Annotated in this window: 11 protein-coding genes and 3 tRNA genes; 9 read left to right on the top strand and 5 right to left on the bottom strand. The window is 40.7% G+C overall.

What is annotated here, in order from left to right:
• Positions 1–2: 2 nt before the first annotated feature.
• Both MSTHT_RS11990 and MSTHT_RS11995 read right to left on the bottom strand, forming a co-directional pair.
• Positions 3–383: a TIGR00304 family membrane protein gene (locus tag MSTHT_RS11990; RefSeq protein WP_048167984.1), complete on the bottom strand. Its 381-nt coding sequence runs from the start codon at positions 381–383 to the stop codon at positions 3–5.
• The gene (locus MSTHT_RS11995) at positions 365–610 is read right to left on the bottom strand and encodes a TIGR00304 family membrane protein (protein ID WP_048167985.1); all 246 of its coding nucleotides are present in this window, start codon (positions 608–610) and stop codon (positions 365–367) included. Before MSTHT_RS11995 ends, MSTHT_RS11990 begins: the two co-directional genes overlap by 19 nt.
• Before the next feature lie 876 nt (positions 611–1,486).
• On the opposite strand from MSTHT_RS11995, the gene MSTHT_RS12000 reads away from it, so the two are divergent.
• From MSTHT_RS12000 to MSTHT_RS12020, 5 genes are all read left to right on the top strand, one after another.
• A complete protein-coding gene (locus MSTHT_RS12000) occupies positions 1,487–2,728 on the top strand; it encodes a proteasome-activating nucleotidase (RefSeq protein ID WP_048167986.1) in 1,242 nt (413 codons plus the stop codon).
• Positions 2,729–2,948: 220 nt separating this feature from the next.
• Positions 2,949–3,023, top strand: a tRNA-Glu gene (locus tag MSTHT_RS12005).
• 284 nt (positions 3,024–3,307) lie between these two features.
• Positions 3,308–4,276 (top strand): ADP-ribosylglycohydrolase family protein, encoded by a 969-nt coding sequence (locus tag MSTHT_RS12010; RefSeq protein ID WP_048167987.1) that lies wholly within the window; start codon positions 3,308–3,310, stop codon positions 4,274–4,276.
• Between the two features lie 40 nt (positions 4,277–4,316).
• On the top strand, positions 4,317–4,844 hold the full coding sequence (locus tag MSTHT_RS12015) for a GIY-YIG nuclease family protein (RefSeq protein ID WP_082086840.1): 528 nt from the start codon (positions 4,317–4,319) through the stop codon (positions 4,842–4,844).
• 167 nt (positions 4,845–5,011) lie between these two features.
• Entirely contained in the window at positions 5,012–6,565 is a 1,554-nt protein-coding gene (locus MSTHT_RS12020; protein WP_048167988.1) for an ACT domain-containing protein, read from the top strand.
• Positions 6,566–6,774: 209 nt separating this feature from the next.
• Here MSTHT_RS12020 and MSTHT_RS12025 read toward each other — a convergent pair whose 3' ends face one another.
• The 3 genes from MSTHT_RS12025 to MSTHT_RS12035 form a co-directional block, all read right to left on the bottom strand.
• On the bottom strand, positions 6,775–7,071 hold the full coding sequence (locus tag MSTHT_RS12025) for a DUF2795 domain-containing protein (RefSeq protein WP_187148759.1): 297 nt from the start codon (positions 7,069–7,071) through the stop codon (positions 6,775–6,777).
• 221 nt (positions 7,072–7,292) lie between these two features.
• Positions 7,293–7,377: transfer RNA gene (locus MSTHT_RS12030), tRNA-Leu, on the bottom strand.
• 88 nt (positions 7,378–7,465) lie between these two features.
• A tRNA-Gly gene (locus MSTHT_RS12035) sits at positions 7,466–7,537 on the bottom strand.
• A gap of 1,121 nt (positions 7,538–8,658) precedes the next feature.
• On the opposite strand from MSTHT_RS12035, the gene MSTHT_RS12040 reads away from it, so the two are divergent.
• The 4 genes from MSTHT_RS12040 to MSTHT_RS12055 all read left to right on the top strand — a co-directional run bounded on the left by MSTHT_RS12040 (position 8,659) and on the right by MSTHT_RS12055 (position 13,856).
• Positions 8,659–9,516 (top strand): geranylfarnesyl diphosphate synthase, encoded by an 858-nt coding sequence (locus MSTHT_RS12040; RefSeq protein WP_048167990.1) that lies wholly within the window; start codon positions 8,659–8,661, stop codon positions 9,514–9,516.
• Between the two features lie 131 nt (positions 9,517–9,647).
• Positions 9,648–10,826: a radical SAM protein gene (locus MSTHT_RS12045; protein WP_048167991.1), complete on the top strand. Its 1,179-nt coding sequence runs from the start codon at positions 9,648–9,650 to the stop codon at positions 10,824–10,826.
• Positions 10,827–11,584: 758 nt separating this feature from the next.
• Entirely contained in the window at positions 11,585–11,914 is a 330-nt protein-coding gene (ahaH, locus tag MSTHT_RS12050; protein WP_048167992.1) for an ATP synthase archaeal subunit H, read from the top strand.
• Positions 11,907–13,856 carry a V-type ATP synthase subunit I gene (locus MSTHT_RS12055; RefSeq protein WP_181952195.1) on the top strand — a complete coding sequence of 650 codons (1,950 nt, stop codon included), beginning with the start codon at positions 11,907–11,909 and terminating at the stop codon, positions 13,854–13,856. The genes ahaH and MSTHT_RS12055 overlap by 8 nt, the downstream gene beginning before the upstream one ends.

Here is a 13,856-nt window from a genome sequence, read left to right on the forward strand (position 1 = left end):
GTTTAGAAGAAAGAGATTCTGAAGATTAGCAGGCTAAGGAGCATTAGTATTATTGCCAGAATTGCGGCGGTTTTGGCACCTTCTTTATCGCTTCCGAAGATAATGGGAATCGGACCGATCATAATTACCCCGCCAGTTTTGATTTCGGTTCTACTCTCTTTTGCGGGGGAGTATTCATTAAATTGAGTCTCAGAATCCGAAGTGCTTTCAAAACGGGGTTCTCTTCCGAACGCGTCTGTCCTGTTTGAGTATGACTGCGTTGATCTGGATTCCTGATGCAGGCTAAGAGCTATACCGATAAGAATTAGCAGAAATCCTACAAATATTACGAGAATTCCAATTGAAAAAAGCATATTTCCTTCAATCAATGTTTCATTTTCCATAGGAATAAATAGAGAATTGTAAATATTAATCCAAGCCCCAGCATATTTGTTGTTATTTCAGGCGAGGAGCCAAAAGCAATTGGGATTGGACCTATCATTATCACTCCTCCCATCTGGCTGCTTGCAGAATGCTGGGAGATGGTTAGAACTATACCTAATAGTAATATAATGAAGCCAATGAATGTGACTGCTGCGCCTGCTTTTAGAAAATCTTGCGATGTACGCATGTGGAATGATATAGTGCTCTCATTCTTAAATCTTTCTTCTATACTTTTTACATATGTAGCTTACTTCATCCGCTTTTCAATTCAATCCGATTAATATTATATAATATTCCGATATTTATCTCCAGAGGAAAGAAAACTGTTGAGTGCGTTTTGATGGTTTACAAAAGGGTAGCTCTTGGCAATACCTTCCTCTCCCATTCGGGAAAAGTTATATCTTCTGTCCTTTCCTGAAATTTACTGATACCTGGAAAATGCGGCAGTAGATCTAATATAGAAAAAAATAGAATATAAAAACTGAGGGGAATACAAAAATCGACAGATCTCAGAAAGCGTCCGAAAGCAACTTAATGGAAAAATTGATAGATCCTCATCAAGAATATAAAATAGGCTACAGATGTCGCAGGAACTTATATATACCCTTTTTATATTTATATATGTGTATAAATTCCCGGCATTAATATATACTGTGAAAATCAAGAGTACCTTTTAAATGCCATTTTAAACTTTGATATGTGTGTAAATCTTACTATAACGGGGGATTTTTTTATGAAATGGATTCTTCCCTGTTTTCCCGTTTCTCAGGCTTACTTCTTGTAGAAGCCGAGAGAGAATGTAATAACCCTGAGATCTAATTGAGATCTAACTAAGATCTAACTGAGATCTCTAATATAATACAGGTGGGCAGCCTTTCCGAGAAATAACGCTTAAACTTTACTGGTTAACTGGCTATGGCTTATTAACTGATTACGAAGTTTAATAGCAAATCCGTAGGCAGCTGTCATCAAATCAGTATTCACAAATCAATAATTCCGAGTAAACTAATCTTTATAAACCATATCTAAACTCAATCTCATGCGATAAAAAAGGTGTTTCCAAATGTCAGAAGACAGTGTAATAAGATCTTCTCTGGAAGATATCAAAACAAGGGTAGAGTTCCAGCTTGAGTGCGGGAAGATCAATATTGAAGATGTGAAGTCCCTTTTGACCGAGATAGAGATCATGAGGGTCCAGAATGAAAACATGAAGGCCCGGCTTCTTGAGGCAAGTGTGGCAACAGGGAGGCACCTTCAGGAGATCAATAAATTGAAAGCTCATCTGGAGCAACTTACTGAACCCCCTCTCTTTATTGCAACTATTCTTGAGGTAAACGGGGAAATTGCACTTATAAGGCAGCATGGGAACAACCAGGAAGTTCTCACCCGGATTCCTGAAGAATATATAGGAAAGATCGAGCCCGGTATGAGGGTTGCAGTAAATGGTGCATACTCAATTATCTCCATAGTCAGCAGGGCTGCCGATGTTCGGGCTCAGGTTATGGAGCTCATTCACTCGCCTGGTGTGGACTACAGTATGATTGGTGGGCTTGACGAGGTACTCCAGGAAGTCAGGGAAAGCGTTGAACTTCCGCTTACTCATCCCGAGCTTTTCGAGGAACTTGGGATCGAGCCCCCTTCAGGTGTTCTGCTCCACGGCGCGCCGGGAACAGGCAAGACTCTTATCGCAAAAGCCATAGCCTCTCAGGCAAAAGCAACCTTCATCAGGATGTCGGGTTCTGATCTGGTTCAGAAATTCGTAGGTGAGGGCTCAAGGCTTGTCAAAGATATTTTCCAGCTTGCCCGGGATAAATCCCCGAGTATTCTCTTCATAGATGAGATCGATGCTGTCGGCAGCATGAGAACTTACGACGGAACCAGCGGCTCGGCTGAGGTCAACAGGACAATGCTTCAACTCCTTGCGGAGATGGATGGCTTTGATCCTAAAGGCAATGTAAAAGTGGTTGCTGCAACCAACAGAATTGATCTGCTTGATCCTGCTCTTCTCAGGCCCGGCAGGTTTGACAGGTCTATCGAGGTTCCTCTCCCTGATGAGAAAGGAAGGGTCGAAATCCTTAAGATTCACACACGGAAAATGAATCTTGCAGATGACGTGGACTTTGAGAGACTTGCAAAAATCATGAAAGGCATGAGCGGGGCAGATATCAGCGTTATTGTCAAGGAAGCCGGAATTTTTGTGCTGCGCAGGCGCGGTAAACAGATTACAATGGCTGACTTCCTGAAAGCGTATGAGAAAGTTGTAAACACCACGGAACCCACAATCCCCCAGGCTATGTTCGTATAATCAGCCCCTGAGAACTTGATCTTAGAGAATCGAATAGAAACAAAACTACCCTTCGAGTTTAAAGAAAGCTTCTAGAAAAGTTCTTCTCAAGCACGCCGGTGGGGTGAAATCCTGCCGGCAATTCCTTATTCTTTATAAAGTCAAACGAAAGGTTTATATTTTATAAATTACTTGAAGATATGCTGCCTGTGAGGCAAAGCATAATAACAGATAACAGAATGCTCCAATAGTGTAGCTCGGCCAATCATTCAGGACTCTCACTCCTGCGACTGGGGTTCAAATCCCCATTGGAGCATCTTTTTTATACCCTCTTTGCACGAATTTTTTCTTTATGCTAATTTCTTTTCATGTAAATTTCTAATTCTTCAAATCAGATTTTACTATATACTTTTAAATTTTTGACCTTATTTTTACTACTTTTCCTTTTACAGTTCGATCTGTCAGCTAAATCTCTAAACTTTACTCTATCCATTTTTCCACTCTTTTTTCTATGATTGCCTGATTTACCTCAATACGATGTTTTTTCTTTGATACCTGTTAATAATTATAAGCTGGAACTTGAGGAAGCGGATTAAAATCATGAGAACAGAAAAATTGCCAGATGTGTCAGATATTGAAAAAAAGCTGCGTGGCTATCTCTTCGGCACAGCCTGTGCTGACGCTCTCGGCCGCCCTGTAGAGCATCTAACTCTTGAACAAATCAAAAGTATGTATGGAGAGAAAGGAATTCTTGAACTCCCACCTGATTCTCCCTGGACCGATGATACTCAGTTGATGTTTGTACTTGCCAAAGGGCTGCTTCGGGGAGCAGAGCTTGAAATTCCCGGGCTTATGGACAGGATAGCAGAGGAGTTTGTGTTCTGGCTTGATGAGCCTGATCTGGGAGCAGGGGTGACTACCAGAGGCGCAGCCCTGAGACTTAAGGCTGGGATTCCCTGGAGCGAATCCGGTCTCAGATCCAAAACCTGTGGGAGTCTTATGCGGGCTGGGATTCTTGGTTTTATTTTCCAAAATGATCCTCAAAAGCTGGTTAAAGTCGCCCTGATTTCGGGCAAAATAACCCACTCCCATCCGGTCGCAGAAGCCGCTTCCCTTGCAGGAGCATATGCAGTTAAACTTGCTCTTGATGGGGTGGAACCCGGGGATATGTTTGAACCTCTTTTTGAGGTAACTCATGGAATTTCTCAGGAGTTTACTCATGCGCTGGAAAATTCATATAAGTTGGCTTACAGTGGCATCGGAGACGAAGAAGGCTTGAAGAAACTCGGGCAGGGCTGGTACGCAGATGAAACTTTTGCCATGGCATACTTCTGCATACTGCGTTACCCTGACGACTACAAAAAAGCAGTACAGACCGCAGTGAATATTACAGGGGATTCGGACTCGGTTGGGAGCGTTGCGGGGGGCATTCTTGGAGCCAGGCTGGGGATTGATGCCATACCCGTTTCCTGGATTGAAGCGCTTAAGTGGAAAGACGCACTGGAAAAAGCAGTAGAGCCTCTGCTTGGAAAATATTTTCAGGTCTCAGGAGATAAATTGAAGCCTTGAGATTTGATTCAGGTTTTGAGATAAAAATAGGAGCTTTGAGATGTCCTTTTCCGAAGAAAACGTTTATTCCAAGAAAATTGATTATTCCGAGAGAACTGCTCACTTAGAGGAAAATAATTACTCTGAGAAGGATATTTTTTCCGGGAAAGGCGTCTACTGTTTGATATTTGAGAATCAGGCATGCAAATTTGAGGTAGGTAAAAAGGGAGAATTCTTTTTCCGTTCAGGATTTCATATCTATGTGGGTTCGGCTCTGGGATCAGGAGGGCTTAAAAGGTTAAAGAGACACATTAACCTTTCCAGGAACAAGGACCGAAACCCAAAATGGCATGTAGATTATCTTCACCTGAGTCCTGCTTTCAGGCTGGTTTCTGCAGTTTACGCCTTTACTTCTGCGCGGCTTGAGTGCGCGCTTGCCAGCAGGATTGGAGGAGATTTTGTTTCAGGTTTCGGGTGTACTGATTGTAAGTGTAGTTCTCATCTTTTTTATAGAAAAGAGAACCCTCTTTTAGATATTATTGAAGCTTTTGAGGCTCTGGGGCTTTCTGCCCTTGTACTTGAAGTTTAAGTTCTAGTTTTAAATTGTAGTTTAAGCTTCTTTAAATCTCGCTTTTAATCCTCAATCTCAACTCGATTTCAACTCCAATTTTTCTCTGCTGCTAACAGGAAAGCTTAATGTAAAAAAGATTTTATCTAAATTATGAGAAATTAGAATATGTAATCAGGGGATGTCCAATGGAACAGTTCTCTTTTATTGCCCGGATGCCTGACAGACCGGGGGCACTGCACAGGGCAGCCGAAATCATCACTCGGTACGAAGGAAATATTAACAGGATTCAGTACGACCGCAGGATAGATATGCACACTGTTTTTTTTGAGGTGACTGCTGCTCCGCAGGCTTATGAAAAAATCCGTGAGGAGCTGGAAAAAATAGGCTATCTTCAGACTTCCCTTCAACCTATAGCCTTCCTCAAATTCCATATCTATCTTCCTAACTGTCCTGGGGCTTTATTTGATCTTCTGAATTATATCACTTCAGCGGAAGCCAACATTACTTATCTTGATTTTGACGATCGAGGACAGCATCCTGAAAGACTTGTCGTGGGTCTTCACATTGAAAATCCAGATATGATCGATGCTCTCATGAACCAGCTCAAATCCAGATACAGGCTCGAAATTTTAGAGTACGATACAACTGGGGAGAAACTTGATGATACGGTATTTTATCTTCGGCTTGCCCAGAAGCTCAGGTCGTTTATAGGGAGTGCAGAAGACGATTTTTTGATGAGGTTCCTGCATGATATTAATCACATTGCTCAGGAACTTTCAAACCTTCAGAAAGATCCTATTGAGGTTTTTGAGAATATCCTGAAAGTTGGGGATTGCCTTAACAGGACTTCAGGAGATAACTTTTATGCAGATGTACAGAGGATCAAGATCAAAGACGATATTGAGCTTTTCTGTTTTCAACCTCCTTGCGGAGGAAATATCTATCTCTTCAATACTCCCTCTGAAAGGGTCATGATTGATACTGGATATGGAATTTATTTCCAGGATGTTGTGAATATGCTCCAGTATTACGGGCTTGGGGATCTGAGCCTGCTAAAAAGAATTTACATAACACATGCCGATGCCGACCATTGCGGGGCTGCTGGACTTTTTCCTGCGCCGTCCTATCTTAACCATAAGACTTTTCTGATCACTCGGGAGACCAGCAGAGCCTACGGCTCCAGCAATCAGGATTGTATTCTGGAAGAGGTTTATACGAAGATAATAAACCTGTTTTCCAAGTTTACTCCTCCTGAAAACATAATTCTCTTTCCTGAAATTTCCTCGTCCACCGAGTCAATTGAAAAGCGGGGTCCATTCCCTATCATTGCTCGATTCAGGATAGGCGACCTGGAGTTTGAAGCTCTTGAAGGTATAGGCGGGCACATGCATGGAGAGATATTTTACCTTTGCCCGGAAGAGGGGCTTCTTTTTCCTCAAGATGCAATGATCAATTTCAGTAGCCTGAGCCCTGAAAGAACGGAATATAACATTCTGGCTGATTACCTTATGACGTCGGTGAACGTTGACAGCAAGCTTGCACGAGAGGAACGAAAAGCTCTTCTTTCTCTTATTTCCGAAATTGATGAAAAACTTGCTGGAAAAGGCAAGAAATGTCTTATTTGTTGCGGGCACGGCTCAATATCGGTGATGGAAGATGGAAAACTTGTTGCATATACAGGTTCAGAGAGGTATACAGCAGGACAAAAACCTGTCTCCATTTCTCAAGATAATTTTTGAGACCTTCCATAGAAAAACGTTGAGAAAAACGTCGAGAGAAAATTCCGATAGAATACTATTGAGGTAATTAAGGGACAAGAGTTACTATTGAGAATCGTTTATATTTGTGCAATTATTACCGATCGGGGGTAAATCCGATCTTTTTTTACGATTCATATTTCATGTAAAGTACCTGAAATTATAGAATTGACCATCTGCAATTGTTAGACTTATGCTCCTCCTCTTCCTCCAAAACTCTGGCTGCTTCCTCCTTCTGACGGACCACCTCCGCCTGTCCCACCAGTGCCGGATCCACCGAATGACTGACTCTTCCCTCCTCCTCCACCGCCGACCTGCTGGCTGGCTGCTTCTATTGCTCTAATTAAGGAATCAGCTGACTCGTATTCTCTGTCAGGAATCATTTGTAAATCTTCCACTATATCACTGGAGACGTTCTTACTTCTTGCCTGCTCTAGAATTTGATCTTTTGTCATTGGAAACTTCATATCTCTAAAAATTTCCTGCATACTGCTAGCACTTACCCTCATGCCTTTTCACCTTCCCCATGTTTTATGGATTTACCCCCAATTTAAGCAATTATATATTAATCATATAAATAAATACTTAATTATATATTTTAAAATCAGGTCTCCCGTTGCCGAGAAGCTCTCGAGTGATATTCCCCTGTCCAATAAATCTTGCAAAAAATCCAGTATGAATGGCTGATAATAGCCTTCTGTAAAAAGGATGCGAGGGGTGCGATTCGAACGCACGAATTCCTACGAAAATGGGTCCTAAACCCATCGCCTTTGACCTGGCTGGGCAACCCTCGCACTAACGTCCGATTGATTTAGTATGTTTAGTTCAATATGAAAATGAGAAAAAGAGTGATTTAGTTTTCTTTTCTTTAGAAAAGTTAAATGCGTCGACCGGGATTCGAACCCGGGTTTTGGGCTTGGAAGGCCCAAGTCATAGCCGCTAGACCATCAACGCAAACTGCAACACATCTAGAGGTAATTCTCATATATATTCTTTTCGCTTCCCATGTTGCATTTCAGGATTACGGATCCACTCTGGTTACTTCATTTGCTTAACCACAAGCCTTTTTTGAAAAGGCTTGAGCGAAAACCGGCATTGCATAGTAACTGGATTAAGTGGGTGCAGGCTTTTGTTAGAGCTTACTTGACAAGGCATTTGTGGTAGACCTTTTTTTCAGTTTGCTGGTAAGAGCTACGTAAAAGCCTTAATTTATATGCCCATTATTATATATTTTAATTTTATATACAGAGTTTTATCTTATTGTCAACCTTTTTTCACATATAATGGATTTTTTTCAACACATATATTGCGGAGTATATTCTCTTAAATATACTCTGGATAATATTATTTTATTACTCTGTTAAACTCAAGATTTCTGCTGATTTCTCTATTTTTTTATTAATTTTTAAATAAAAATATTTTCTTTTCGCATCTTTCTTACAAAAGGAATGTAGATTGATACTCAAACAAATCTAACATTTGAAGTGTAGCAATAATTTTGTCCCGCCTACAGGGATACAAATGATGTTTCTTTACACGGTTTTGGGTATATAAAGTTTCTTTGTATGGTTTTGAAATATATTCTCTTTTTAATAGCTGATAAAATATTGGAATCTAACAAAAAAGTTAATGTAATGATCATGTTATACGAGTTTTAAATGAATAAGGAACAAAACACTGCTTGCATTTTTCTATCGCCGGCGTGTTGTTTATAAAATGAGAGGTTTTTGGTCTCTGGATAGTCATTTTGTAATAGCTAAAGTTCTATCTTGCCCCCCAACTCTACATAGGGCATAGCCCCCCAACTCTAAGGGTAAAGGTAAAACTCAAGGAAACAAAATAAATTGCAGATAACTGCTGAACATGCGACCTCGAGATAGCTCCCAAACTGACAGCTTTCAAACAAGGGACGAAAACAATGAGAACTTTAAAGTTTATCTAGAATATACACGTAACTTTCCTCCAACCTTGCTGAAGGAAAACACGTAAGTATTAGCTGAACTATGGTTCTGAGCCTAAGTTTGAAGCAATGAAATTACTAATGAGCGCCCGCCCAAGTACACGGAGTAATATTGATGAATATCGAAGAGTGGGAAGAATACAGATATGTTGAATCCGGAATAAGTGCCTTCATTAATCAAATGGAGGAATCTAGCTTAAAAAAAATGGTAGAACATGTCTGTAATACCGGAGGAAAACGAATCCGGCCAATTATCCTCCTCCTATCCTGTGAGATCTGTTCAGGCACGTATTATCAAAGCCTTAATGCAGCTCTTGCTGTAGAAATGATGCATTCGGCTTCTCTCATCCATGATGACCTCCTGGATCAGGGGATTATTAGAAGAAATCTGCCTACTGCTCCTGAAAAATTTGGTCCTTCTAAAGCGCTCCTTTGTGGTGATTATTTAATTGCAAAATCCATCGAGTTAATTTCTCCTTATGGCAAGAAAGTCATCAGGGACTTTGGAAGAGCTGGGATGAATATGGCTGAAGGAGAAGTTCTTGATTTGAGACTTGATGAGGATGATTTCGGGGAGAGCAGCTATTTTGAGTGCATCTACAAGAAAACGGCTTCTCTATTTGCAATCAGCGCTTCCATAGGGGCATATACTGGAGGGGCTGACGAAGCTCTAGCAGGGCGTTTTAATTTCTTTGGAAACTCTCTGGGGATGGCATATCAAATTGTTGATGATATCCTTGAGTTTATGGAAGTAGTTGAAGGCAAGAAATCAAAATTCACATCTCAAACCTTGCCGCACGTGTATACTATGAACATGTCAAAAGAAGAAGCAATACAAAAGTCCATAGACGCCGTAAAGATGCACGTTAACGCGGCAAAAGATACACTTATGACATTTAGAGCATGCTCGGCAAGGGATAAGCTTTTCCAGATTACCGATTACATAACTTTAGATATGCTTGAGAACATTTAATCGCTCAGCTCTTCCTGAAAAATAAATTGTACTCTGCCGAATTTTCTGATGTAAAATGGGAAATGGTATTTAATATTTATCAAATCTAATAAGTCTTCCAACTTTTGCTACTAACTTTACCAGGTGTGTCCATGCGAGTATATGATAGTCCGGTGCTTAAGGTAAACGCCAGTACAGAAAACGAAAAAATGGTGCTTGATGCAGAAGGTCCTCTTTCCCAGCTTGCAAAACCCTTCCTAAAGCGCATAAACAAAATCTTTGAGGAAGAAAAACCCATCTCAGTAAATGAGAACGAGATTATTTTTTCTACATGGATCCCACCTATTCCGGGACCTGTTTTCAGTCGTGTGATAAGTGCTGAGATCGCATCCATCAGAAAAAAAAGAGTTCCTGATCAACTCTCAATAGGAATTACTGCCCGCTGTCCCAATCGCTGTATTCACTGTGGAGCAGCCGATATTAAACCCGAAAGGGAATTGACCCTGGATGAGATTTCCAGGGCGGTGGATCAGGGTCTGGATCTGGGGTCTTATCTTATCTCTTTCGATGGAGGGGAGACCATGCTCCGAAATGACCTTGTTGAGATGGTAGCTAGAGTGGATAAATCAAGGGCAATTGCTACCTGTTTTACCTCAGGTTTCAGGCTTTCCGAAGAGAGGGCAAGGGAGCTCAAAGCAGCAGGTCTTTATGCTTCAAGAATCAGCCTAGACAGTCCCTTTGAGGCTGAACACGATCGCATTCGGGGACGAGAGGGGGCATACAGGGATGCGATTGCCGGAATAAAGAATGCAGAAACTGCTGGAATCCTTACTGATATGTTTGTGGTCGTTTCTCCTCACAATATTGATTACCTTGAGGAATTTTATAACCTTGCAGCTGATCTTGAGATGCATGAGCTCTCCATCTATGAGATAGTTGCAGTCGGACGCTGGCTTGATCATGAGGATGAGGTCATAACTGAGAAAGATGTATCACGTCTTGAGAGATTCCATAAATCAATGAATTCCAGACCTGAAGGTCCCAGAGTTACCGCACTCCCTTATTTTATGGGTCCCAGCTTATTCGGATGTTTTGCGGGTAAACGCTGGATACACATTGCTTCGGACGGGGAAGTTATGCCATGCGCCTACACTCCTCTCTCTTTTGGAAATATCTGTGAAGACTCCCTGGAAACTATCTGGAAGCGCATGGGTAAGCATGATGCCTACAGAAAGGATGCTGCTTATTGTATGATGCGCAACCCTGATTTCCGAAAAGAATATATCCATACGATCCCTCAGGGTGCGCGGATCCCTTACAGGCTTAAATAACATTTTTTATGTTATTTTTTAATTCTATTTTTTAATTGGCTGACTTATGAATAAACGTTTTCAGGGCTTTTCTCCTGAAATGCTTCTTTTTTAGCTGAGAATAAACTGGATTTTCAAAATTGAAAACTGAATACCGAATTGTGCATACTGAATTAACATACAGTTGGAGACCGGATAGGAGCTTATTTTAGTAAGTCGGCTTTTTAAAGGTTTAATTTACCCTGAGTTTAGGTTCAACTAAATGAAAATTTTTACAATTTTTGCTAGACAAAATAACTTCTGTGTCTTAGTTTAAAAAGCCTCTAAAAACTTTTATTTGCCTGAAAAAAGAGCTAAAACGTCTTTTACGAAATAATCAATTTATAATTTTTTAATTAAGATTAATACAGTTAGGAGTATATTTTCTGAATTTTATCTCAATAATCATGGTTGCGCTTTACATTTTATGTTCAGATAATTAACTTGATAAATTTTCATTACTTAATTATATTTCACTGTCAGGTTCCAATTATTTTTTACTGTTATATTTAATCTTTTTCATTTAATTCGTATATTTTGCTATTTATATTTTTTATTTTCTTAAAAATTTCTTATACATTAAATATATCACGATTTTCTATTATATTAACTCTCCTCTTCTTTGATAAAACCGAAGCTGTTATATAGTTCTTTCGCGAAGGATTTGTTAACTACCTCCATTGGAGTAGGGATTTTTAATTATTAATTTATATATTAAATTTTGAGAGACGGAGATTCACATGGCTAAAAATGAAATCTTATCTGAAATAAAAAAAGCAGAGGAAAGCGCCAGGTTAATGATTGAAGAGGCCATTGACGCTAAAAACAAGCGCATTTCCGATGCTCGGGCTGAAGCCAGGGAAATCCTGAAACAGGCCGAAATTGATGCACATAAAGCTTCACAAGACTCTTTTAAAGAGGGTGAAAAAAAGATCCTGGAGGAAAGAGATAAGATCATCAACGATGGTGAGAAAAACGCATTAGCCATGTCCCAAAAAGCTCAAGCTAACATCGACAAATCCGTCAATTACCTTGTACAGGAGTTTGAGAGGGCGGTCCTTAATGAGTAGACCTAAAGAGATGACAAGGGCCGTTATTGTCGGGCACAAAAGCATTCTAAAAGAAACCATCGATGCATTGCATGATATAAATCTTTTTCACATCGAAGACTTTGTCGAAGATGAGTCTGGTTTTAAGATCAGCAAGCCATTTAAAAACGCAGAGGAAGTCTCTAAAAAGCTTGTGAAGATCCGTTCTATCGCCAATTATTTGGGGATCGAAAGCAAAGAACCGGTAGTTCAGAAATCTGACGCTGTCCTGCGTGAGCTTGATTCGAAGTTGAATGAACTGGACAGGGCAATTTCAGCTAAAACACAATCAATTTCCCAGCTTGAAAATGAATTAAAGGATCTGGATTCTCAGAAAAAGGAAATCCTCCCTTATCTGTCCATAGATCTCGACTTCGAATATTACCGTGGCTATGAAAACCTGAAGGTTTTTGCAGGTACGGTAAAAAGCAACCTGGATGAAAGTCAGATTTCGAGTATCACACAAGCTTACGAACTGTACTACGACCCTCAATCAAAAGCAGTTGTACTGTTTGTAGCTAAAAATGATGCTGACAAAGTCTACGAAGTACTTCAGGGTCTTGGATTCAAAGAACTTAGAATTCCAGACAGAGGTGGTGTCCCAAGCGAACTGTTAAGATTCATTGAACAGAGAGAAGCTGAAGTCACTAGAAGGATCGAATCCTTAAAAGGTGAAATCGAGTCCTTGAAATCCAAGTACGCCGATTTCCTCCTTGCAAGCGACGAGGTCCTGAGTATCGAGAGTCAGAAGGCAGAACTGCCTCTTAGGATAGCTACATCTGCAAACGCGTTCATAATCGATGGTTGGACTCCAACCGAAGATTACGACAAAGTTGTCAGTGTGGTTAATAGTGCCACTAATGGCAGGGCATACGTCACCAGCCTCGAAGTTAGTGAAGAGGAAGAGGAGAATGCTCCTGTCGAGTACAATAACTCAAAAGTTGTGGCACCGATGCAGGAGATTATGGATCTGTATTCCAGACCCAAATATACTGAAATTGATCCATCATCAGCGATTTTCATAACCTTCCCACTGATGTATGGAATGATTCTCGGGGACATCGGATATGCACTGATCCTGGGAACGCTTGCGGTGGCTATCAAAAAACTGGTAAAGTCAGACGCAGTTAAGCCTCTCATGAATATTTTAATCTATTGTCAGATATCGGCATTTATATTTGGAATTCTTTATGGTGAGTTCCTGGGATTCCCTCTGGCAAGTACACATGGAGAACACGGTGTGGTGCCAGGTTTGCTTCCATTCTGGGAAACAATAACCCTGTTCCCTTCAATTGGAGGTGAGGAATTTACATTCCCGATCCACAGGTCTCACATGGTAATGACAATGATTGCAATAAGTGTCTTTGTAGGACTGCTTCATTTAAACCTTGGTTTCCTATTCGGATTTTCAAACATTGCCAGACACCATGGTATGAAACATGCGGTCCTTGAAAAAGGCAGTTGGATCATTATCGAGCTTGGTGTGCTCGTTGCAGTTCTCGGCTATTTTGGCGTTGTTCCAGTGCTTACTTATCCAGGCGCTCTTATTCTCGTTATCGGCATTGTTATGCTCACCATGGGTGAGGGTATTAAAGGTCCGATCGAGTTGCCATCTCTAATGGGTAATGCACTTTCATACGCTCGTATTATAGCAGTAGGACTGTCTTCGATCTACATAGCAGGCACGGTAAATGATATTGCATTCAAGATGGTTTGGCCTGATCATTCTCAGATCGGCTTTACAGCAATAGCTGCAATACTTGTGTTCATACTCGGACATGGCCTTAACACTGTTCTGAGTATTATCGCTCCCGGACTGCATGCACTCAGGTTGCAGTATGTAGAATTCTTTGGAAAATTCTATGAAGGCGGGGGCAGAAAATTCAACCCATTCGGATATATAAGAAAATACACGGAGGAATAA

Source organism: Methanosarcina thermophila TM-1, assembly GCF_000969885.1.
Lineage (GTDB): Archaea > Halobacteriota > Methanosarcinia > Methanosarcinales > Methanosarcinaceae > Methanosarcina > Methanosarcina thermophila.